This window comes from Thalassospira sp. MBR-102 (genome assembly GCF_040549275.1).
Classification (GTDB): Bacteria; Pseudomonadota; Alphaproteobacteria; order Rhodospirillales; family Thalassospiraceae; genus Thalassospira; species Thalassospira xiamenensis.
In genome coordinates this window covers 502,071-524,048 of the sequence record NZ_JBEPTC010000001.1, presented here as the reverse complement: position 1 = coordinate 524,048, position 21,978 = coordinate 502,071, and the positions used below count along the sequence as shown (strand labels likewise).

At 55.9% G+C, this 21,978-nt stretch carries 21 protein-coding genes; 11 read left to right on the top strand and 10 right to left on the bottom strand.

Annotated features, from left to right (window positions below):
* The first annotated feature begins 103 nt into the window (after positions 1-103).
* Positions 104-1,348, top strand: a complete 1,245-nt coding sequence (locus ABIE64_RS02615; protein WP_354376554.1) for a DUF1835 domain-containing protein — start codon at positions 104-106, stop codon at positions 1,346-1,348.
* Here the strand turns inward: ABIE64_RS02615 and ABIE64_RS02610 are convergent.
* Complete coding sequence (locus tag ABIE64_RS02610) at positions 1,345-2,259, bottom strand: LysR family transcriptional regulator (RefSeq protein WP_354376553.1); 915 nt, start codon at positions 2,257-2,259, stop codon at positions 1,345-1,347. The genes ABIE64_RS02615 and ABIE64_RS02610 overlap by 4 nt on opposite strands.
* Before the next feature lie 105 nt (positions 2,260-2,364).
* Between ABIE64_RS02610 and ABIE64_RS02605 the strand changes: the two genes are divergently transcribed.
* Together ABIE64_RS02605 and ABIE64_RS02600 are read left to right on the top strand one after the other, a co-directional pair.
* The gene (locus ABIE64_RS02605; protein WP_354376552.1) at positions 2,365-3,225 is read left to right on the top strand and encodes an SDR family oxidoreductase; all 861 of its coding nucleotides are present in this window, start codon (positions 2,365-2,367) and stop codon (positions 3,223-3,225) included.
* Positions 3,222-3,683 carry a nuclear transport factor 2 family protein gene (locus ABIE64_RS02600; RefSeq protein ID WP_354376551.1) on the top strand — a complete coding sequence of 154 codons (462 nt, stop codon included), beginning with the start codon at positions 3,222-3,224 and terminating at the stop codon, positions 3,681-3,683. The genes ABIE64_RS02605 and ABIE64_RS02600 overlap by 4 nt, the downstream gene beginning before the upstream one ends.
* Positions 3,684-3,781: 98 nt before the next feature.
* On the opposite strand, the gene rnd is transcribed toward ABIE64_RS02600, so the two are convergent.
* From rnd to ABIE64_RS02565, 7 genes are all read right to left on the bottom strand, one after another.
* On the bottom strand, positions 3,782-4,951 hold the full coding sequence (rnd, locus tag ABIE64_RS02595; RefSeq protein WP_354376550.1) for a ribonuclease D: 1,170 nt from the start codon (positions 4,949-4,951) through the stop codon (positions 3,782-3,784).
* A gap of 88 nt (positions 4,952-5,039) precedes the next feature.
* Entirely contained in the window at positions 5,040-6,128 is a 1,089-nt protein-coding gene (locus tag ABIE64_RS02590) for a succinylglutamate desuccinylase/aspartoacylase family protein (protein WP_007090853.1), read from the bottom strand.
* A gap of 3 nt (positions 6,129-6,131) precedes the next feature.
* Positions 6,132-7,037, bottom strand: a complete 906-nt coding sequence (rimK, locus tag ABIE64_RS02585; protein WP_007090852.1) for a 30S ribosomal protein S6--L-glutamate ligase — start codon at positions 7,035-7,037, stop codon at positions 6,132-6,134.
* 61 nt (positions 7,038-7,098) lie between these two features.
* Positions 7,099-7,635, bottom strand: a complete 537-nt coding sequence (locus ABIE64_RS02580; protein ID WP_354376549.1) for an ATP-dependent zinc protease family protein — start codon at positions 7,633-7,635, stop codon at positions 7,099-7,101.
* An 84-nt stretch (positions 7,636-7,719) separates the two neighbouring features.
* Entirely contained in the window at positions 7,720-8,472 is a 753-nt protein-coding gene (locus tag ABIE64_RS02575; protein WP_007090850.1) for an HdaA/DnaA family protein, read from the bottom strand.
* Positions 8,473-8,479: 7 nt separating this feature from the next.
* Complete coding sequence (locus ABIE64_RS02570) at positions 8,480-9,577, bottom strand: AI-2E family transporter (protein WP_007090849.1); 1,098 nt, start codon at positions 9,575-9,577, stop codon at positions 8,480-8,482.
* 96 nt (positions 9,578-9,673) lie between these two features.
* Positions 9,674-10,798: a DUF2066 domain-containing protein gene (locus tag ABIE64_RS02565; RefSeq protein ID WP_354376548.1), complete on the bottom strand. Its 1,125-nt coding sequence runs from the start codon at positions 10,796-10,798 to the stop codon at positions 9,674-9,676.
* A gap of 318 nt (positions 10,799-11,116) precedes the next feature.
* On the opposite strand from ABIE64_RS02565, the gene purM reads away from it, so the two are divergent.
* From purM to ABIE64_RS02540, 5 genes are all read left to right on the top strand, one after another.
* On the top strand, positions 11,117-12,190 hold the full coding sequence (gene purM / locus ABIE64_RS02560; protein WP_007090847.1) for a phosphoribosylformylglycinamidine cyclo-ligase: 1,074 nt from the start codon (positions 11,117-11,119) through the stop codon (positions 12,188-12,190).
* Positions 12,178-12,852 (top strand): phosphoribosylglycinamide formyltransferase, encoded by a 675-nt coding sequence (gene purN, locus ABIE64_RS02555; RefSeq protein WP_354376547.1) that lies wholly within the window; start codon positions 12,178-12,180, stop codon positions 12,850-12,852. Before purM ends, purN begins: the two co-directional genes overlap by 13 nt.
* A gap of 8 nt (positions 12,853-12,860) precedes the next feature.
* Positions 12,861-13,406, top strand: coding sequence for a hypothetical protein (locus ABIE64_RS02550; RefSeq protein ID WP_220150867.1), 546 nt, complete (start codon positions 12,861-12,863; stop codon positions 13,404-13,406).
* Between the two features lie 114 nt (positions 13,407-13,520).
* Positions 13,521-13,649 carry an aa3-type cytochrome c oxidase subunit IV gene (locus ABIE64_RS02545; protein WP_007091417.1) on the top strand — a complete coding sequence of 43 codons (129 nt, stop codon included), beginning with the start codon at positions 13,521-13,523 and terminating at the stop codon, positions 13,647-13,649.
* A 179-nt stretch (positions 13,650-13,828) separates the two neighbouring features.
* Entirely contained in the window at positions 13,829-13,963 is a 135-nt protein-coding gene (locus tag ABIE64_RS02540) for an aa3-type cytochrome c oxidase subunit IV (protein ID WP_139328191.1), read from the top strand.
* Positions 13,964-14,081: 118 nt separating this feature from the next.
* Here the strand turns inward: ABIE64_RS02540 and ndk are convergent, their stop codons facing one another.
* Positions 14,082-14,504 (bottom strand): nucleoside-diphosphate kinase, encoded by a 423-nt coding sequence (gene ndk, locus ABIE64_RS02535; protein ID WP_007091418.1) that lies wholly within the window; start codon positions 14,502-14,504, stop codon positions 14,082-14,084.
* 376 nt (positions 14,505-14,880) lie between these two features.
* Here ndk and ABIE64_RS02530 point away from each other — a divergent pair, with 376 nt between their 5' ends.
* The 3 genes from ABIE64_RS02530 (at position 14,881) to ABIE64_RS02520 (ending at position 19,680) form a co-directional block, all read left to right on the top strand.
* On the top strand, positions 14,881-16,791 hold the full coding sequence (locus tag ABIE64_RS02530) for an ABC-F family ATP-binding cassette domain-containing protein (RefSeq protein WP_354376546.1): 1,911 nt from the start codon (positions 14,881-14,883) through the stop codon (positions 16,789-16,791).
* A gap of 119 nt (positions 16,792-16,910) precedes the next feature.
* Positions 16,911-18,191 carry a calcium-binding protein gene (locus ABIE64_RS02525; protein WP_354376545.1) on the top strand — a complete coding sequence of 427 codons (1,281 nt, stop codon included), beginning with the start codon at positions 16,911-16,913 and terminating at the stop codon, positions 18,189-18,191.
* Between the two features lie 451 nt (positions 18,192-18,642).
* Positions 18,643-19,680, top strand: a complete 1,038-nt coding sequence (locus tag ABIE64_RS02520; RefSeq protein WP_354376544.1) for a helix-turn-helix domain-containing protein — start codon at positions 18,643-18,645, stop codon at positions 19,678-19,680.
* On the opposite strand, the gene ABIE64_RS02515 is transcribed toward ABIE64_RS02520, so the two are convergent.
* On the bottom strand, positions 19,677-21,836 hold the full coding sequence (locus ABIE64_RS02515; protein WP_354376543.1) for an autotransporter outer membrane beta-barrel domain-containing protein: 2,160 nt from the start codon (positions 21,834-21,836) through the stop codon (positions 19,677-19,679). The two genes, ABIE64_RS02520 and ABIE64_RS02515, sit on opposite strands and share 4 nt — an antisense overlap.
* Between the last annotated feature and the right edge of the window lie 142 nt (positions 21,837-21,978).

Here is a 21,978-nt window from a genome sequence, read left to right as displayed (position 1 = left end):
GCACCCCGTCCGCGGAAAGGGCTGCGCCCGGTCTAATCGACATATGAACCACACGGTTTCCTTGCCTGTCTGGCGGACACAGGCTTAAGCACAGGGGAATCGTATGTCTGCTTCGCGCACATCGAAATCCGGAATCTTTGACGGTCGTCTGAACCTTGAGCAGCAGCGCAAACGCGCCAAGGAACTGCTGAAATCCGCCCGCGCCCAACAGGGCGATGCCCAAACCCGCATCAGTACCCACCTGCCCGGCAAAAGCATTGATGATCTGCAACTGGCCGATAGCCAGCTTGTCATCGCGCGCGAAAACGGTTTTGCCAGCTGGCCGAAGCTGAAATCCCATATCGACCGGATTACCGAACATCAGCGCCAGATCGCATCGGGGCATCTGCCGAAGCTCGATACGGCGCAAACCCTACATCTGCGCTGTGGCTCGGATATTTCGCATTGCCTGAAACTGGCCGGGTTTGCCGGTGCTTTCATGGAATTTTCCGATCCCTTCTGTCAGGGGCCGGTGCCGGATTTGCCCCTGCCCGACTTCATCGAAACCCGGGCGCGTTTTATCGCATCATCCTATCGCATTGATTTTCCCGATGCGTTTTCGCGCCTGCAACGCGAATATGCCGGTCTTGCGACACTGGGCGATTATGATCATGTCGTGCTGTGGTTTGAACATGACAGCTACGATCAGCTGATCCTCGTCTTCCTGCTTGATTTCATCGCGAACCTTCGCCCGCAAACCCGGCTTGATCTGATCTGTGTTGATCGGGTGCCCGGGGTCGAGCGTTTCATCGGCCTAGGTCAGCTTTCGCCCGAATTGCTGATCTGGTGCTGGGAAAATGCCCGTGCACCGGTTTCGGATGCCATGCTGGAATGCGGTCAAACGGTCTGGCCCGCGATCCGTGCCTCAAAGCCCGATGCGCTACGCGCCATAATCGATAACGGCCAATCGCCGATCCCCTGCATGATCGCAGCCCTTGACCGCCATCTGCGCGAATTGCCCGATCCCGGAAACGGTCTTGGCCTGACGCAGGAACTGACCCTGCAAATCCTTGCCGATTTCGGTCCGCTTCCGGCCGGCAAGGTTTTTGGTCATCTTATGCTGTCTTACGAACCGCTACCGTTTCTGGGCGATCTGATGTTCCGGGAAATTCTGGCCGATATGAAGCAAACCAGCTCACCGCTTTTTGACTTCGCCGACAATCAACCGCACACGCCCTGGCCCGAACAGATATTGTCACTGACTGAAACCGGCCACGAAATCCTTTCCGGCTCCCGGAATTTCATGGAACTTTACACCGGCGAACGTTGGGTTGGCGGGATCAGGATTACGGGAGCCGCGGTCGGTTAAACCAGCTTTCGCGTCACCCTGAAAATCTCGCCGCGCAGCCATTTATGCGGGGCGCTGGCGGCGTTGCGCACATGCCAGGACTGGGCGAAGCTGTATTCAGGGAAATCAAGCGGGAAGGTGCATTTGGCAAAGCCCGCCATGACATCGCGTTCAAGCCGCGAGGGCAGCGATGCGATCACATCCGTCCCGCGGATCAGGCTGGCGATGCTGGCAAAGGTCGATGCCTGCAAAACCGTGCGGCGTTTGCGTCCGCAGGCATCGAGCATCTCGTCCACCGCCGAATGCTCGTTATTGCCGATGATCACGCGCGCATGGGGCACGGCGCAATATTGATCGAGCGTATCGGGTGGCACATCATGGCAATCGGCATCGTAAAAGCACGCCATATGTTCGCGAAACAGGGTCTGTTGCGCGATATCGCCAACATTTTCAGTCATATGCAGGCCAATCGCCAGATCAAGCTGACCGCTTCGCAACCGGTCGATCACGTTTACATCGCCATGGATCGGCAGAATCCGAAGCCGGATATCGGCGGCATAGCCGCGGATGATGCGAAACAGTTCGGGCATGATCACCGCCACCTCGTAATCGTTGGTGCCGATTACAAAGCGGGCTGATTGGGCCGGATCATTCGGATCGAAGGCATCAACGCGGGCAAGGTTGCGCAAATCCTGCAACAGGATGCGCACCCGCCCGGCCATTTCATCGGCATGGGCGGTTGGCGTGATCCCCCGGCCCGACCGGACAAAAAGCGGATCGCCGACAATCTGGCGCAACCGGTCGAGCCCGTGGCTGACGGTGGGTTGCCCGACGCCAAGGCGGTTGGCGGCGGCTGTTACTGATCCCTCGTCATAGATGGTCAGGAAAAGCCGCAGCAAACGATAATCAAGGTCCAATTCATCGATATTCATACATGAATACTATCACCTTGATCGAATTGATCATATGGGAAATCAGGTGCAGTTTCATTCCATTGACGGGCCAATGCCCACCCCCGATTACCGGAGAATGAAACCATGAAAATCCTTGTTACCGGCGCAACCGGCCAGCTCGGAAGTCTTGTCGTCAAACATCTGCTGAGCCGTGTTTCTGCTGATCAGATCGCCGTAAGTGTACGTGATGTTGCCAAGGCAGAGGACATTGCCGCCAAGGGCATTGATGTCCGCCATGGCGATTTTGATGATCTTGCCCTGATGACCAATGCGTTCAAAGGCATTGATATCGCGCTGATCATTTCGGGCGAAACCGATGTTGAAACCCGCATCAAACAGCACCGTACCGCCGTTGATGCCGCCAAGGCCGCCGGTGTCAGCCATCTGGTCTATACCAGCTTTATCGATGCGCGCCCTGAAAGCCCGTTTACCTATGCCGCGATCCATGCCGACACCGAAAGCTACATCAAGGCAAGCGGCCTGTCCTTCACCCTGCTTCGCAACAGCTTCTATACCGACCTTCTGATGGCGGGCGTGCCGCATGCGCTTGAAACCGGTGATTTCGGTGCCCCGGCCGGCAATGGCAAGGTCAGCTACATTCCGCGCAACGACCTTGCCGAAGCCGCCGCCACCGTGCTTGCCAATCCGGCCGACCATGTCAATCAGACCTACGAGCTTTCCGGCACGCCGATCGGCTTTGCCGATATCGCCGCCATCATTGCCAACGCAACCGGCAAGGAGATCCGTTATGTCGATCTGCCGCCCGAAGTCCATACCGGTATTCTGGCAAGCTTTGGCCTGCCCGATCATCTGGTCGACGCCCTGACCGGCATGTATGTCGGCACTCGCAATGGCGATTATGAACAAACCAGCGATGATTTCGCCAAGGTTGTTGGCCGCGCACCGCAAAGCACCGCGGACTTTCTGAAAGAGGCACTGAAATGAGCCGCACCAAAACAATCCTTGCTGCCAGCCTGGTCGTCACCTTGGTCGCCATCGGCTTCGCCTTGCCCGCCCATGCGGGCGAGGTCGAAGACCGCAACACCGCCAATGTCGTCGCGTTTTATAACATGGTTTTCAATCAGCGCGATGTTGACGGTGCGATCACGAAATATATCGGCGATGAATATATCCAGCATAACCCGTTTGTTGCCGATGGCATTGACGGCTTCCGCGATGGCATTACCAGTTGGCTGAATTCTGATGCGTCGATCCATGCCGAAATCGTCCGCACTGTCGCCGAGGGTAATCTGGTGGTTACCCATGTCAGGTCCCTTTCGGCAGAAGGCGAAAGTGCGGTAATGGATATCTTCCGACTTGATGATGCTGGCAAGATCATCGAACACTGGGACGTCGCCCAGCCGGTCCCGGCCGAACAGGCGCATGACAACACCATGTTCTAAAACCGGGGTTCTAAAACCGGGGTTCCTTTCCTGTTGCAAAAACGAAAAACGGGCCGACTTTGGCCCGTTTTTTCATGTCTTCGATTGGGTGAAAGGATTTAGTCCTTGGCGTCAAGTTCGACAAACACCACTTCGCCGTTCTTGAGCTTGAGCCCGATCTGTCCATGTTTGAGTTGCAGGGCATATTGCCCGAACAATTCGCGCCGCCAGCCATGCATCGCCGGGACGTCGGCATTGTCATCAGCCGCGATATTCTGCAAATCGTCGCTGGATGCCACAAGACGCTGGGCGACGCCCTTTTCCTCGGAACAGAGTTTGAGCAGCACCTTGAGCAGCTCCACCGTCGGGCCAATGCCCGATGGAAGGTCGGGGCGGAATTTTGGTTGTGGCCAATCTTCCTGCGGGCTGTCAAGCGCGGCCTGGATGGCTTCGATGATCGCCTGACCGGGTTTGCTGCTGCCGAAATTGCGGCCAACACCACGGGTCTTGTCGAGATCCTTGTCGGTCAATGGCTGCCGGGCGGCGATATCAAGCAGCGTATCATCGCGCAGAACACGGTTACGCGGCAGGTTCTTGCGTTGTGCCTCGGTCTCGCGCCATTCGCCAAGCGCGCGCGCCACCGCCAGGAATTTCGGGCTGTTGGAGCGGGTTTTAAGCCGAAGCCAGGCTTCTTTCGGGTCAATCGTATAGATCGACGGATCGGTCAGGCGTTCCATTTCCTCGGCCAGCCAATAGGCACGGCCATTGGCTTCGAGGCGTTCGTGGAAGGCTTCGTAAATCACGCGCAGATGCGTCACATCCGACAGCGCATAGCTGAGCTGTTTGGTCGAAAGCGGGCGGTGCGACCAGTCGGTAAAGCGCATCGATTTATCGATATTCTTGCGCACCACCTTGTTGACCAGCGTCTCGTAACCGACCTGATCGCCATAGCCAAGCACCATCGCCGCCACCTGGGTATCAAATACCGGGTGCGGGACCCTGCCGCTGAGATGGACGAAAATCTCGATATCCTGACGGGCGGCGTGAAACACCTTGACCACGCTTTCGTCCTGCATCAGGTCGAACAGCGGGGCAAGGTCAATGCCCTCGGCCAGCGGATCAACCGCCGCCCCATTATCCGACGGTTCGGGACTTGCAAGCTGCACGAGGCAAAGCTGCGGCCAATAGGTCGAATCGCGCATGAACTCGGTATCGACCGTGACATATTCGAACTGCCGGAGCTTTTCGCACAACGCGCGCAGTTCTTCTGTATTTGTAATTGGTTCCATAAACCTTGCTATAACATTGCCGGGCGTGATCCGCCAGTAGCTTCGATATGGCAGCTATCATGCGCAAAAAGCACTTAAAAACGACGTCTTAGATGATTTCATCCTCGTCGAGCAGCGGATCGGATTGCAGATGGGTTTCGATGGCATCCATGCGTTCCTGCAATTCCGATGACCGTTTGATCGCTGCCACATGGAAAAGCGCATCGCCCTGATTGACAATCGGCAGATTGGTCCGCCCGATGATCAATCCGGCATGTTTCGCCACGACCTCTGCATCGCGAAGGCCAAACGGATCGGAGACGGCGGCCACCACATCGCCCTCGTTGACGAACTCGCCCGCGATCTTGAAGGTCCGTAAGATCCCGCCGACCGGCGCACGCAGCCAGTAACTGCTTGATGATTTGAAAGGGGGGACTTTCGGATCACGGATCGAGCGGCCCGACGTCATGCCAAGCTTGCGCATCACACGCAAAACCCCCGAAACACCGGCCCGGATCGACATTTCATCAAAACGCAGCCCCTCGCCCGCTTCATAGAGCAGGATCGGCACCTCGGCCTCCTTGCCGGCCTGGCGCAGCGACCCTTCGCGCAGCGGACTGGTCAGGATGATCGGGGCGCCGAAGGCCTCGGCATAGGCCATGATATCCTCGTCATCTTCATTGACCCTGATCTGGGGCAGATTCACGCGGTTCACGGCTGCGGAATGCAGATCGATGCCGAAATCGGACCGTTCGACAATTTCAGTCAGGAAAAGATGGGCAAGCTGTGCGGCAAGGGAGCCCGCCGAATGACCGGGGAAACACCGATTAAGGTCGCGGCGGTCGGGCAGATAGCGCGTATGGTTCAGAAACCCGAACGCATTGACGACCGGAACCGCCAGCAAGGTTCCATGCATCCCGCGAAGGGCGGGCGATTTCAGAACCCGGCGGATGACCTCCACCCCGACGATTTCATCGCCATGCACGGCACCACTAACGAACAGAACCGGGCCGGGCCGTTTGCCATGCACCACATTGACGGTCAGATTGACCGGCGTGTGATTGGATAAAAGCGAGATCGGAATATCAACGATCTGGCGGGTGCCCGCAGGCACCCTTTTATCGCCAATCTCGAAGTCCGGGGTCCTGGCTACCTTTGCCGATCTGGCGTTGGATACTTTCTTCCCGATCTCGTTCACAGTTTATCCCTTGCCTTTAGTCCGCACCTTGCCGGGGCGGTGATCCTTTTCCATGAATTCGATAATCATTCCGGCAATGTCCTTGCCGGTTGCCCCTTCGATGCCTTCCAGCCCGGGCGATGAATTGACTTCCATCACCACCGGACCGTGGTTGGAGCGAAGAATATCGACACCACAGACATTTAGCCCCATCGCCTTGGCGGCTTCAACTGCTGTTGCACGTTCCTGCGGAGTAATACGCACGGCCCGCGCCGAACCGCCGCGATGAATGTTGGACCGGAAATCACCCTCCGCCCCGGTGCGTTCCATGCTGGCAATGACTTTCTCGCCAATTACAAAGCAGCGAATATCGGTATTGCCCGCTTCCTTGATGAATTCCTGCACCATGATATCGACATTGGCCCCGCGGAAGGCCTCGATCACGGATTTGGCGGATTTTTCGGTTTCGCCAAGAACCACACCAATGCCCTGGGTGCCTTCCAGAAGCTTGATCACCACCGGCGCACCGCCAACAATCGAAAGAACCTCGTCGGTTTTTTTCGGATCATGGGCAAAGGCCGTCACCGGCAGGCCGACACCACGCCGCGACAGGATCTGCAAGGAGCGCAGCTTGTCACGTGACCGGCCAATCGCCACGGATTCGTTTAACGGATAAACCCCCATCATTTCAAACTGACGCAACACCGCCAGTCCAAAAAACGTCACCGAAACGCCGATACGCGGAATAACCGCGTCATACCCGGTCAGTTTCTTGCCGCCGTAATAGATTTCCGGCTTCAGCGACGTGATGTTCATCGTCACGCGCAAGGTGTTGATGACATCAATCTCGTGCCCGCGACTTTCGGCCGCCTCGACCAGCCGTTTGTGGGAGTACAGATTAGGATTGCGCGCAAGCATTGCGATTTTCATGCAATGGACTCCCGTGGTCGAGCGTTACAGAATGTGTCGAAGGTTCAACGACAGCGTCGGATCATTGTTCCGAAACGGTGCCGGATTGCAGCGCCGTATAAACCTGTTCCGGTTTCCCCGCCAGATAAGATTTTGACGGTTGGACCAAAAATCTTCCTGCCTTCATTGCCGTGCGCCCCAGCAGCATGGGAAAGCCCATCAATGAACGGTTTGCCAATGAAATCTCGACCCGGATTTTATGATGCCCGACGGCAATATGGGTCGAAATCACATAACGTTCCTCGGCCTCGCCGTTGGAACTGCGAATCTCGCGGGTTTCCACAAGCGGTGCCGTGCATTCGATACGACCATGCCCGTCACCGCGGTAATGCGGCAAGATGAATTTTACGAATTTTTGGTTATCGCGTTCAACCATGCGGGGATTAAGCGCATGAAGCGACGATGTCCGCGCCCCGGTATCGACCTTGGCCTTCATCAACGGCACGTCAAAATCCGGTAGTCCGATCCATTCGCGCCAGCCCAGAACATGTCCGGACTGGACCAGTTCATCGGTCTTGGATTTCAGGGACGGTTTAACCTTGGTCTTGCGCGGGGTCACATGCACTATCCGGTAATTTGCAATCGGGCGAATATAACGCGCAACATCTTGCCTCGCCTATCGAAAATGCGTCTGACTGCTGCGTCAATCCTGTTGACCATCCATCACGGCCCGCACCAGCGGCAATGTCACCGCGCGCTTTTGCGCCAATGCCTGCCGGTCAATCGCGGCCACCAGTTCGGTAAGCGCGACAAAGCTGCGTTCGATGCGGGGCAGGATATAGGCAATGATCTGCGGGCCTGGTGCCATCTGCCGGTCGGCGAACAGCTTGATCAGAAGTCCGACCATCAGGTCGTCATCGGGCGGGGAGATTTCGCAGACCAGTGCCGCCCCCAGACGTGATTTCAAATCCGGCAGATCGACTTTCCAGCGCGATGGGGGCTGCTGTGCGGTCATCAGCAAATGCCCGCCGCGTTCTTTCAGCATATTATAAAGATGGAAACACACCGTCTCGTCGAGGCCAAGATCGGCATCCTCGATGACAAGCCCGGTGGCATCGCCCAGAAGCACGTCCGGATTCGCCCCGACAAGGTCACGCCCCGAAACGCTTAGCGCGGCCGACCGTGCCCGCCATACTTCCGCAAGGTGGCTTTTGCCCGATCCGCGCGGACCATAAAGGCAAAGGGCAGGAACCGGCCATTCCGGCCAGTGATCAATCCATGAAACGGCTTCGCGATTACAATCGGCGACCATGAAATCGGCCCGCCCCAATGCCGGGCGCAGTTCCAGTTCCAGCGGCAACTGTTGCGGCGATAATTCCGGCATATGGCCGTCGCCACCCTTTTCGGGTGCAGCGGGCGTTTCGTCCGGGGCCGTCTTTTGGGGTGCGCGGGTCACTGTGTTCTCAATTCTCGGCGTCTTTTAACGGATCATAGGCCGGATTGTCAGGGCCGTGATCATATAACCGGCTATCCAGATACTGCCTTAAGCCATATCGCACAAGCACACCGATCACCGCAGCCACCGGTACGGCCAGCATCACACCCAGCAATCCGAAAACAGCACCCCCGGCCAGCAGGGCAAACATCACCCAGACCGCATGCAGACCGACCTTGTCGCCGACCAGTTTCGGGGTCAGGAAGTTGCCTTCCATCACCTGCCCGGCCCCGAAAACAAGGGCCACAAGCGCCAGATCGACACTGACGCCAAACTGCGCCAATGCCACGCCCATGCCAACGGCGAACCCGGCAAACATTCCGAAATAGGGTACAAAGGACACAAGCCCGGTCATCAGGCCAATGACAAAGCCGAATTCAAGCCCAACCGCCGTCAGGCCCAGCGCGTAGAACAGGCCGAGCAAAATGCAAACCGTGGCCTGCCCGCGCACGAAGCCAGCCAGGGTTTCATCAATTTCGCGCGCGCATTGGCGGATATCCTCGGCCGAACGGCGCGGCAGATATCCATCGATCTTGGCAACGATCTTGTCCCAGTCACGCAGCAGGTAAAACGCCACAACCGGGGTAATGAACACAAGGCTGAGGAAGTTCAGCAACGCCAGCCCCCCCGAAAGCACATTGGTCAGAAGGTTGCCGACCCATTTGATCGCGTTCGCGGTCTGGCCTTTGACCGAATCCGATATGCCTTCAAGCGTTTCGGGCGCGATGCGGTCGATGATGTGCTGCACATACGGCGCTACGGTCGTCCGCAATGTGTCGATATAACCGGGCAGTCTTTCAAGGAAGCCTGCAAGCTGGCTGCCGATCATCGGCACGATCAGCAACAACACGAAAATGAAAATCAGGAAAAACAGAACCGTGATGATCGTCGTGGCAATCGTCCGGTTGATCCCGCGTGCTTCCAGCCGGTCGGCCAGCGGATCAAGGAAATAGGCAATCGCCATCCCGGCCACAAACGGCAGCAGGATGCCGGAAAAAAGCCAGATCAGAACGAAAAAACCGACAATGAAAATCAGCCAGAAACGGGCCTGTTGCCGAAACGTCATATCCGTTTTTCCCCTTGTTTCGCTGTCATGTCGCCGTGATGATGCCCGCCCCCAAAATATTTGCGAACATCCTGCACGGTTAAGCCTCAGGCGGCATTATCCGCCAATCGACAGGTCCTGCAAACGCTCCGAACCGGCAGGCTGGATGAACCAGATATCCCCCATCTGGCTCAGGCTCAGATTCTGTTGTGCCAGGGCGGTGCGAAGCTGATCGGTCGAACCGACATAATCCACAGCAATCTGTACTTCGCGGCGCGACATTGCGACAACCCGGCTGTTGCGTACCACCGGAGAGTCGATAATGCGTTCCTCGATCCTGGCCCAGTCATCAAGACCGGTGATCGGAATGAACACCATCAACTGCCCGCCGGTGCCGTAATTGATCAGGTTGGCACGTTTCCAGCCGTCCGAAAGCTGGTCCTGCACCCCTTTGGCCGCGCGAACCAGCGTTTCGTTCAGGCTTTCGCCCGGCTGGGTGGTTTCGGTCACGCCAAAAATCTGTGGCGCACCGCCCGCGTCATATCGGGTGGCGGTCACATCAACCGTTTCCGCGCCGGTTTCACCACGGACCGTGGCGCTGGCAACAACGGCGACATTCGCACCATAGCGGCGGGCAAGCTCGTTCAAGCGGTCGATCGCACCATTTTCAGCCTGCTCGGCCGAAACAATGCCGATATCCTGCAAATCTCCAATTGGTGCCTTGACCGGGACCAGACCGCCCGATGCGAAATTGCGGCTCCAGATATCGCGCCACGGATTGGGGTCATCCCACAGGCTGGTGTAACCGCCCGAATGATAGACCGGCACAATGATCACCGGCTTGGACTGCAATTCGGCAAACGGGATATCGCGGAAACGCAAATAATTGCGAAGTTCGTTTTCCTTGAAGCGCACCGTCATGTCGGCGATATAGCGCACCGAGGATGTTTTCTCGTTCGAAACGCCGAAATCGCGCACCATATTATTGATGTCGTTCTGGTTTGGCGTGCCAAGACCCCGGCGGTCTTCGGGCAATGTCAGGCGTGCCACAACCTCATCGAAGGCCTTGCGCTGACCGATGGCAAGGGCCTGATCACGTGCGGCGGCGGCGGTTTCCGCACTTTCGTCAACATGCACCCCCGATACCGAAAAGATATCCTGCGCAAATACCGGAAAGGATAAGGACGCCGAAAGTCCGACGACACCTGCCAACAGCCTGAAACTTTTGAGTCTTGTAAGCACGTTTGCCTCTTTGCCCATTTTTCGATGGTTTGATGCTTCTTGTGGCACGAGTGAAGCATTCTGGAAAGAAAACTCTCCCATGCGCACCTGAGCATTGCATATTGCCCACGTTTGAGTATTTTCGGCCCAGCGGAAATTATCAAGCCCGCGTTTTTTATCAGTATGATGACTTTTGGCTTCTTATTGCCCTGATTAAAGGCGTAACCAAGGCGAAAGTTCCAGCCCCGGTTGCCAAAACCCGGCCTGATCGCCCCTACTGATGAAAAACGCGGGTTGCCCGCTTTGTTTTATCCATGCGCTTAAGCCGAGGATCACCCAATGACCGCCTCCAACGGCCTTACCTATAAGGACTCCGGTGTCGATATCGATGCTGGCAATGCCCTTGTCGATGCTATCAAACCGCTGGCCAAAGCAACCAGCAGAACCGGCGTTACCGGTGGTTTGGGGGGATTCGGCGCTTTGTTCGACCTGAAAGCTGCCGGTTATAACGACCCGGTTCTGGTGTCGTGCACCGATGGTGTCGGCACCAAGCTTAAAGTCGCCTTTCTGGCCGACAAACACGATACCGTCGGCATCGACCTTGTCGCGATGAGCGTCAATGACCTTGTGGTCCAGGGGGCGGAGCCGCTTCTGTTCCTTGATTACTTTGCCACCGGCAAACTTGCCGTTGATAAGGCAACTGACGTTGTTGCCGGTATTGCCGAGGGTTGCAAACAGGCGGGCTGCGCGTTGATCGGCGGCGAAACCGCCGAAATGCCGGGCATGTATGCGGACGGCGAATATGATCTGGCCGGTTTTGCGGTCGGGGCGGCGGAACGCGGCGAGTTGCTTGACGGTTCCAACGTTGCCGAGGGCGATGTGATCCTTGGCCTGGCATCCAGTGGCGTTCATTCCAACGGTTATTCGCTGGTGCGCAAGGTCGTCGACATGGCCGGTCTTGGTTACGGCGATGATGCCCCGTTTGCACCGGGCAAAAATGTTGGCGAGGCGCTGCTTGAACCGACCAAAATCTATGTCAAAAGCTGTTTGGCGGCCCACAAAGCCGGTCTGGTCAAGGCGCTGGCGCATATCACCGGTGGCGGTTTGACCGAAAACGTCCCGCGCGTTTTGCCCGAAAACCTGACGGCGGTGTTTGACGCCAGCACGTGGGAATTCCTGCCGATTTTCAAATGGCTGTCCAAACAGGGCGGCATCCCGTCGGTTGAAATGGCGCGGACCTTTAACTGCGGCATTGGCATGTGCGTTGTGGTTCCGGCCGACAAGGCAGATGAGGCCGAAGCGCTTTTGCGCGAACACGGCGAAACCGTCAGCCAGATCGGTGTGATCGGCCCGCGTGCCGGTGATGGCCCGCAGGTCATCATCAAAAACATGGCCGCGGCATGGGAAAAGTAACGCCGCTAAAACTCGCGGTTCTGGTTTCGGGCGGCGGGTCGAACCTTCAGGCGATCATTGATGCCTGCAAGACGCCTGATTATCCGGCGGAAATCGTTCTGGTGTTTTCCAACCAGCTTGACGCAGGCGGGCTTGAACGGGCGCGTCGTGCCGGTATCCGGGCAGAAGCCATTTCGCACAAGGGCTTTGAAGGTGGGCGCGAAGCCTATGACAGCACGGTCAGCAACCTGATTGAAGAATCCGGTGCCGATCTGGTGGTTCTGGCGGGTTATCTGCGTCTGGTCAGTGAAAGCTTCGTGACGCGCTGGAAAGGTCGGCTGATCAATATTCACCCGTCCCTTCTGCCAAGCTTCAAGGGCCTGCACGTTCATCAGGCCGCCCTTGATGCCGGGGTGAAATATTCCGGCTGCACGGTGCATTACGTCGTGCCAGAAGTCGACAGCGGCCCGATCATTGCGCAGGCCGTGGTGCCGGTCCTGCCCGGTGATGATGCCGGTACGCTGGCGCAGCGCATCCTGAAACAGGAACATCGTATTTACCCGCAGGTGATCCGCTGGATCGCCGAAGGCCGGGTTTCGGTCGATGAAGCCGGGATCGTTACGGTCGCCGATGCGAATGCCCCGGATTTCGCGCAAATCAATCCGGTGCATGAACCGAATTGACTGCGCCCGTGGCGGGCGATCCGCACATGGTTCAGGGGCAGGTAAAAACCTGTCCCTTTTTTTGTCTGCTGATATCGCGAAAAATGATCTGGCAGTTTCTGATATTGGTCATATTTCATTCGCATTTTTCAGGTCTTTTCTCCTTCGACCTGTCCACCGGATCAGAGCCCCGAAACATGAAATTATCCGTGCTGCGCCTGAATATTCCCCAAGCCATCCTGGTGCATACATCCCTTCTGGCTGCTGTATTGGTGGCACCGATGCTGCTTTGTGCCGATGAAGCCCGCGCCGATGAACAGAGCTGGTCCCAACGCAAGTGCCAGTTTTACCAGTCGTTTCGCGACCAGCTTCAAACGAGCCGGGATAAAAGCGAGCTTGGTGAGGAATTTCTAAAAAGCGAAGATGCCTTTGTTGCATCGGGATGCACCGGACGCATCCATGTCTGTCCGACCACCGAGGCCGAACTCGATTACGCCAATAAAATGTCCCTGAGAATGATGAATGAAGGCGCCACGGGTTCCTTCCTGCCCTATTCCTGCGCCCCGACAGACTGACATCCGCATCGGGCTTTATTGGCCAAATGAATGATATCGCCAGTTAATCTGCGTCTTGCGTCGCAACAACTTCACGTCTATACACTGGAGAAATTCTAAACGCAGGAGGCTAATTTGCAGGGTAAAGACTACGAACTGACCAAAACCCACGTCGACATCTATAACGGCTATACCGTCTTTATGAAGTGGGGCACTCTTTCTGTTGTCGCCATTCTGATCCTGATGGCAATCTTCCTGCTGTGATCGCCTGATCGCGGGGTAAAAAATGCAAAGCTGCCGGTTTCGGCAGCTTTTTTCTTGGCCAAAAACAAACGCATGACGTTATTTTGGTGATCTTTATTCACCCTTGAAATGTGTTACGATGCGTTTGGTATTTCCCGCCAAGGGTCACGCCACACCTGTAACAAGTCAGGGAGGAAACAATGCAGGGAAGCGACTACGATAACAATCTGGTTGATGTCCACCAGCATGGCTGGGAAAACTGGACCAAATTCATGCTCTGGAGCGTCATTTCAATTGCCGTCCTGCTGTTATTGATGGCGGCATTCCTGCTCTGATCGGCTGTATATTTCAGGCATAAAAAAACGCCCCGCACATGATGCGGGGCGCTTCTTATCCGGCGAACCGGAAACCGTATTTCATATCGCTTAACCGACGATGTCGGAGCTTTAAGGCTTAACCGACAATATCGGTCTGGGCGAAGAAATAGGAAATTTCGATTGCAGCATTTTCAAGCGAGTCCGAACCATGGACCGAGTTCGCTTCGATGGATTCTGCAAACTGTTTGCGAATGGTGCCTTCCTCGGCATTGGCCGGGTTGGTGGCGCCCATAACTTCGCGGTATTTGGCAACAGCGTTTTCGCCTTCCAGAGCCTGGACGACGACCGGGCCGGAAACCATGAAGTCCACGAGTTCGCCAAAGAACGAACGTTCCTTGTGAACAGCGTAGAAGCCTTCGGCCTGTGCACGGGTCAGAGCGACACGCTTCTGCGCGACGATGCGAAGGCCTGCGTCTTCGATGACGGCATTGATTTTGCCCGTCAGGTTGCGGCGCGTTGCGTCCGGCTTGATGATCGAAAGAGTGCGTTCGATAGCCATTGGTTTCACCTAGCTACTTGTAAAAATTCGTTACCCCCAAGAAGGGACTGCGGAAGATAAAAAAGCCGACGACAAGGCTTCCTTATCATCCGCAGACCCTAAGGTTGGCGCTATATAAACGCCCTTGGTTCGCAACGCAACACATAGTTCGGTCCGCGCAATTCAGACCTGCGCCCCTTGCATCGGGGGTTGAACAGGTGTGAAAAGCCGCCAAATCCCATGAAACTGCGCGCCTTGCCGCCCCATCACGCACGCATTTTGTCCTGTTGGTCCTGTGATCGAGTGTTCATGACAGTTTCAAGAATCCTTGCGTCACGGCCCTCCCTGCCCTATTGAAAGCACAGATTTTCAAACGATTCCCGAACGCGGACCCGAAATGCTGCAAATTACCGACCTGACCTACCGCATTGGCGGCCGTATGATCCTTGATCACGTGACCCTGACCGTACCCGACGGGTACAAACTGGGCCTGATCGGACGTAACGGGGCCGGCAAATCCACGCTTTTGAAACTGATTTCCGGCGAAATCGCATCGGATGGCGGCGATGTATCGCTGTCTAACCGCACCCGCATGGGTGTGGTATCGCAGGAAGCCCCGGCGGGGTCGCGATCCCTGCTTGATACGGTTCTGGATGCCGATACCGAACGTGCGGCCCTTCTGCATGAAGCCGAAAACGTTACTGATCCGAACCGGATCGCCGATATCTATACCCGGCTTGCCGATATCGATGCCCACACCGCAGAAGCCCGCGCGGCATCGATCCTGTCGGGTCTTGGTTTTGATGCCGAAGCCCAGCAACGCCCGTGCGATGATTTTTCCGGCGGCTGGCGGATGCGTGTGGCACTGGCGGCAACCCTGTTCCTGCAACCCGACCTGCTGCTGCTTGACGAGCCGACCAACCACCTTGATCTTGAAGCCACCATCTGGCTTGAAAACTATCTGATCAACTATCCCGGCACGATCATCCTGATCAGTCACGACCGCGACCTTCTGAACAAGGCGGTCAAACATATTGCCCATCTGACCGATGGCAAGGTGACGATGTATGGCGGCAATTACGACAAATTTGCCAAAACGCGCCGCGAACAGATGGAACTGGCGTCCAAGCATTACGAAAAACAGGTCGCCCAGCAAAAACACATCCAGTCCTTCATCGACCGGTTCCGCGCCAAGGCCAGCAAGGCCAAACAGGCGCAAAGCCGTATCAAGATGCTGGAAAAAATGGGACCGGCGATTGCCGTTGTCGAAGACCGCAGCATTTCGTTCGACTTCCCAAGCCCCAAGGAACTGCCACCGCCGCTGATCAATATCCATAACGGCGATGTCGGCTATGAACCCGGCAAACCGGTCTTGCGCAATATCAGCCTGCGCATTGATATGGATGACCGCATCGCGCTTCTGGGTGCCAACGGTAACGGTAAATCGACACTGGCAAAGCTTCTTGCCAACCGGCTTGAACTGATGGCCGGGGAAAAGGTTGCGTCGGGCAAGCTGCGCATCGGTTATTTTGCACAGCATCAGACTGACGAGCTTCGCCCCGATGAAACCCCGTATCAGCATATGGCTGCCCTGATGCCTGATGTGATCGAACACAAGGTCCGGGCCCAGCTTGGCCGCTTTGCGTTTGAAGGCCAGAAAGGCGACACCAAGGTCAAGGACCTTTCGGGTGGGGAAAAGGCGCGTCTGCTGTTTGCGCTGATGACGCTTGATGCCCCGCATATGCTGATCCTTGACGAACCGACCAACCACCTTGATATCGACAGCCGCGATGCGCTGAACCATGCGCTTAATGCCTATGAAGGTGCGGTGATCATCATCAGCCACGATCCCTATCTGATCGAAGCCTGTGCCGATCGCCTGATTCTGGTGGCCGATGGTGCGGTCACCGCCTTTGACGGCGACGTTGCCGAATATCGCCAGTATCTGCTGAACCGGGCGCGTGATGAACGCCGCGCGGACAAGGCAGAAGCCAACGAAAACGGCGAACCGGCACGGCCAGAGGACAAGGGCAACCGAAAGGCGCTCCGCCAGCAGGCTGCCGAAAAGCGCAAGGCCGCCGCCCCCATCAAGCGCGAGATTGAAAACCTTGAAAAGCAGATGGAAAAGCTGACCGCGCGTCGTGACAAAATCAAGGACGAGATGGCCGATCCGACGCTTTACGAGCCTGATAACGCCACCAAACTGACCACCTTGCAAAAAGACCTTGGCAAGATCGAAAACGAACTGGCCGAGATCGAAACCCGCTGGATGGAAAAGCAGGAAGAATACGAACAGAAGGTGGCGTAACCCGCCGCCTTCTGGCGTCTCCCCTGTTTTGACGTCAATCCCGCCCCGCTGCCATCAAGTCGCCGAATTCTCCCCGCAGCTTTTCCCAAGGGCAAAGCAAACAATGCGGGAGACGGACCATGGTTGAACTCATCTATGGGACCGACGGCGCAGATGTGCTTGTCGGAACAGAGCAGGACGATCATATTTTTGGGCGCGCGGGCAGTGATGATATTCGCGGGCTTGGCGGCAATGACCGCTTCTATGAGATCGGACCGGGGAACGATACGCTTGATGGCGGTGCCGGTCATGATCATTTTCATGCAAGTATCGGTGACGACACGCTGCTTGGCGGGTCGGGCAATGACAAACTTGATGGCGGTCCGGGGGCTGATGTCATTGATGGCGGTCCCGGCCGCGATGAAATTCGATTTTCCTATTCAAATGACTCGGCCAAGGAAGGCGTCATCGTCAATCTTGCCACCGGCATTGGTGTGGGCGGCGATGCGGATGGCGACCGTTACAGCAACATCGAAGATATCCGCGCATCACGCTATGGCGACATTCTGATCGGGGATGACGGCAACAACACCTTTTACCAAACCTATAACGGTGCTGGCGAAGGCGACATCATGATGGGCGGCGGCGGAGACGATACTTTCTATGCCACCCACAGCTCCGCTTTTTCCGAGGATATCGCAAGCTACTTTATCGGCGGCGAAGGCATTGACACCATCAGCTACATCGCCGGTTGGGGCAATGATGCGCCCTATGGTGAATATGGTCCGCAACCGGTGATCAATCTTGAAACCGGATCGGGCCGCACCGGCGATCATTTCGTCAGTATCGAAAATGTCGATGGCAGCAATCAAAGCGACCTGATCATCGGCGATGATAACGATAACCGCCTGATCGGCAACAAGGGCGGCGATACCATCTATGGCCGCGATGGCGACGACGTCATTGTCGGCGAAAACATCCATGGCGAAGCCGGAAATGATACGCTCACCGGCGAATGGTATGATGTCTCGCTTTATGGCGGCGACGGCCATGACATACTTGATGCCGGCCCCATCGCCCATGAAGCCTTCTCCGACAACATCCTCTCGGGCGGCGGCGGCAATGACTGGCTTCAGGGCAATATCGGCGACGATACTTTCGTCTTCGACGCCGAAGCCTCCAGCCGGGATCGTGTGGTTGATTTCGAAAGCGGCAATGACGGCGATACCCTGCTCCTCACCGCTGATCTTCAGGCCAGATCGGGCATTACCGATTTCGACAGCCTGCTTGATCATGCGACTGAAACCGATGGCGGTGATCTTTACATCGATTTCAGCAACGGCGATCCATGGACCTTTGGGGTGATTATCGAAGACATCACCAAGGACGACCTGACACCCGACAATGTCGAGTTCGGCTAGGCCCCGCCCCCGAAACACCAAAGGCCGTCCGGTTTATCGCAAGGCGGCCTTTTTCTTCGGCATTTCCCGTTTCTGATCTTGTCCGTCAGGTTGCAGCTGGTTGATAGATCCCTGGCACGAAATAGCTGTATCGCTTTCGAACTGTTCGGAGTACCGATCAACAAGGTGATCGCGAATGTTGCCGGTTAACCAAACCCTTCAGGCGATTTGGTCAAATCCTTGCGCCTGATGCGTCAAAACCAATTCCCAATGCCAATAACCAGCGACCGAAACCGTCCGGAAAGGATGACACAGCAAGCTATTGTCAAACCATAAGAACTTGCAAAAAATATATCCCTAATGTAGAAAAAACAACAATCACATCAATCATTGATTTAGTCCGGGCGCAAAAGTGCGGGCGATTAATTGTACCAATTTATCGTTCTGCCATTAATGCGAAAGAGTCCCCGGATTGACAAAACTGAAACCGGTTCCCGTATCAAACTTTGACACCAATGATATCGAGCCACGTCATCGTTTTGACGCATGGCAGGAAAATATCGGTATCTTTTTTGATGTAACGATGTCCGATCATGAATGTCATCTCACGAATTTTTTTGCACAGATCGATGTTTACGACCTTCAGGAAACGGTTTTTGGTGTCACCAGATCACAAGCCCAGCAATTTTCACGGCATCCCCGCCGAGTGATCGATGATGATATGGACCACATTCTGGTTCAGCTTTTTCTGCAGGGCGGCGGCCTTACCAAAGAGAATGAGCGCATTGTCGCGGGCGACATGCTTATCATCGATCTTTCTTACCCCCACGACATGATCACGGGTGATTTTGAAAACCTTACGCTTGTTCTGCCACGGGAATTGCGACCAGATATATCGGATATTCTCGCGCCACTGCATGGACTGAAGCTTTCCAAGGACAATCCGATGGTCCGCTTCATGGCCACTGGTTTTCAGAATCTTTGGAAGAACATTCCTGACATGACAACTCAACAAGCTGTTAGTGCCGTGCAAGGAACTCTCGGCCTGATGCAAGGATGCTTGCTGTGCGAAGGCCTGCTTCCCGAGGAAATTGACGCGCCAACAACAGTTGCCCTTGCAAAGGTCATCTACCGCTATATTGATGCCAACCTTGCCGAAAACATCACGCCAGCAAGCCTTGCCCTGACCTTTCGAATGTCAAGAACACATATCTATCGCATTTTTGCCCCGCATGGCGGGGTCGCAAATTATCTTTGGGATCGCCGTTTGCAGCGGAGCTTTCAATTGCTGTCGCAACAGCGTTACAGCCACAAGAACATTGGCAGCATTGCCTTTGAATGCGGTTTTAACAGTGAGTCCCATTTTAGCCGCGCATTCCGCGCCAAATTCCATTCAACACCAAGTCAGACCCGTGCCGATGCCGTGAACGCCCAATTGCATCATCACGGCAAAGCCACAACGTCAACCGGCTACGCCGCAGGGTTGCCAAACTGGGTGCGGCGGCTTTAGAACCGGTATTCCAGCCCCAGATAGCCTGAAGCAGTGCGTTCGTCGCCAGTTGCAAGCCCCAGTTCCATGTCTGCGACAACCGTCATCCGCCGGTCCACGTCATAGCGCATATTGCCCCCGACATATCCCCCGTACGAGGACGTATCACCGGTTCCCTGATAGCGTAAAACCGGACCGTTGCCGAGCCCGACATCAACGCTGTCACGCCCGAAATAGCTGTATTTCATCCCGCCGCGCAGTTCCATCTCGCCCCGGCCATCTGCAAGCGCCTGACGGGCTGCCAATTGCAAACGGCCATTGATCACATCCACACCATGCCCCTTAACCCGAAGATTGGATGATGTCGTGCCGGTTTCGGTGTATTCACCGTAATAGCCATAGGTGTAATTAACCTCGGCCGATGGCCGCAATTCAATCCCGCCGCCGATGTCAATCGACCGGACCACCGCCAGTGACGGACTGATATAGACACTGTTGTAATCTGATTGTGCGGTTTCCTCGCCGGTCAGGTTATCGACCACAAGACGTTTATCCTGATGGCGTTGATAGCCGACGACCAACGCCCCGTCGATAGCCCAGTCGCCAACCACATATTCACCATATCCGCCGACAAAAAAGCCGTTGCTGTCACTTTCGACCGATGCCTCGTCGGTTTTCATCCCTGCAACGGACGCCCCGCCAAACACACCGATACTGTGGTCATCAATCGGCTTTTCATATCCGCCGATCACGCCACCAACCCGGCTGCGATAGCCCAAATTCGCCCCGTCATCGCCGCGTTTTTTGTACCCACCAAAAACATGTCCCCAGACAAAGGGCATCTGCGGCGCATATAACATACCCGGTTCAAGTTCGCTGGCCGCGACCACAACCGATTGCGGTTTGTTTGATCGTGCCAGTTGCTGGCTGACCGCCTGATGAATGCCGGCTGCCGTCGTTCCCAGCGCCGCCCGATTGGCAGCAAGACCTGTCGGATCTGCGATCACCACCGTCGATCCACTTTGCCGGACAAGCCCCTCACCGCCAGCCGATGTATTCACCGTACCGGCATTGCTGATGCTCAGGGTCGATGACCGCGCCCCGGCCGATGTATCGATATTGACCACATTGGTGCCTGCACCAAGATTAATCGTCCCGACAATCGTCGCACCTGGCTTGATGTTCAGGGTCTGGTTGCTCGACCCCACAATCGCCTCGGTCGCCGACCCGGTCGCGATCACCTTCCCGCTGACATTGATCGTCCCGTTGGCCCCTGTGGATCTGATCCCGGCAAGTCCTGCACCCGATACGGTGACGGTTCCGCCGTCACTGACCGTAAGGGTGTTGCCGCTACCGGTTGATCGTATTCCGTCGGCATTCGTGCTGGTAATCGCACCGCTATTGACAAGTGTCGAATTATTTCCGTCGCTCCGCATGCCCTCGCCATCGCTGCCGCTTGTGGTAATCGTACCGCTATTGACAGCTGTTACGCCATTCCCGTCAGCGTACATGCCACGGGAACGAACTCCGCTTGTCGTGATTGTACCGCTATTGGAAAGTGTCGAACCGCTATTGGTGCTTCCGATGCCATAGGAATCTGTTCCGCTTGTCGCAATCGTACCGCTATTAACGAGTGTCGAATTGGCGTTGGCGCTGTTTAGACCGTACGAACCATCTCCGCTTGTCGTAAGCGTGCCGTTATTGACAAGTGTCGAATTGGTTCCGGTGCCATTTATGGCATGGGCATTCGCACCGCCTGTCGTAAGCGTGCCATTGTTGAAAAATTTAGAACCCGGCCCGAAACTGGCCATTCCGTAACCGCTCGCTGCGTCTGTCCGAATTGTACCGTTATTAACAAACTGCGCATTTCTAGCCCCCCCATCACCAAATATGCCCACGCGCCCGCCACCCACCGTCGTGATCGTGCCGTTATTGGTTACACGCACGCCGTCTGCGCTAACAGTGATGGCGGCGCTATTCGCCGGCGTCGTAACATTGAGAACCCCGCCCTGCTCGATCAATCCGGTTTCCCCGACGCTCAGGGTTTTGGCAACCGTATCGGTGACACCGCCAGAAACGGTAAAATCTGCGGCCTGCGCCGCATGACCCGATAATGCGGCACCAACAAACGCCAAGGGAACTACCCGTCGACGTAACAATCTGAATCCCTTAGCCATTTATCCCCCCAATGATGCCGGAGAGAATAACACGCCTAAGATTTTTGTTTTGACTGAGCATCCCAAATTATTGTTACGAGCGTACAGAACGACATGCTTTGATCCGAAACCAGTCCTGACTTTGGCTGGGCATTGATGCGCC

Bases quoted from the DNA above. Each gene is read 5' to 3' on its own strand.
- ABIE64_RS02515 (WP_354376543.1), bottom strand. From the start codon at position 21,836: ATGGCTAAGGGATTCAGATTGTTACGTCGACGGGTAGTTCCCTTGGCG.
- ABIE64_RS02525 (WP_354376545.1), top strand. From the start codon at position 16,911: ATGGTTGAACTCATCTATGGGACCGACGGCGCAGATGTGCTTGTCGGA.
- ABIE64_RS02610 (WP_354376553.1), bottom strand. From the start codon at position 2,259: ATGAATATCGATGAATTGGACCTTGATTATCGTTTGCTGCGGCTTTTC.
- ABIE64_RS02540 (WP_139328191.1), top strand. From the start codon at position 13,829: ATGCAGGGAAGCGACTACGATAACAATCTGGTTGATGTCCACCAGCAT.
- ABIE64_RS02605 (WP_354376552.1), top strand. From the start codon at position 2,365: ATGAAAATCCTTGTTACCGGCGCAACCGGCCAGCTCGGAAGTCTTGTC.
- ABIE64_RS02570 (WP_007090849.1), bottom strand. From the start codon at position 9,577: ATGACGTTTCGGCAACAGGCCCGTTTCTGGCTGATTTTCATTGTCGGT.
- rimK (WP_007090852.1), bottom strand. From the start codon at position 7,037: ATGAAAATCGCAATGCTTGCGCGCAATCCTAATCTGTACTCCCACAAA.
- purM (WP_007090847.1), top strand. From the start codon at position 11,117: ATGACCGCCTCCAACGGCCTTACCTATAAGGACTCCGGTGTCGATATC.
- ndk (WP_007091418.1), bottom strand. From the start codon at position 14,504: ATGGCTATCGAACGCACTCTTTCGATCATCAAGCCGGACGCAACGCGC.
- purN (WP_354376547.1), top strand. From the start codon at position 12,178: ATGGGAAAAGTAACGCCGCTAAAACTCGCGGTTCTGGTTTCGGGCGGC.
- ABIE64_RS02600 (WP_354376551.1), top strand. From the start codon at position 3,222: ATGAGCCGCACCAAAACAATCCTTGCTGCCAGCCTGGTCGTCACCTTG.
- rnd (WP_354376550.1), bottom strand. From the start codon at position 4,951: ATGGAACCAATTACAAATACAGAAGAACTGCGCGCGTTGTGCGAAAAG.
- ABIE64_RS02615 (WP_354376554.1), top strand. From the start codon at position 104: ATGTCTGCTTCGCGCACATCGAAATCCGGAATCTTTGACGGTCGTCTG.
- ABIE64_RS02530 (WP_354376546.1), top strand. From the start codon at position 14,881: ATGCTGCAAATTACCGACCTGACCTACCGCATTGGCGGCCGTATGATC.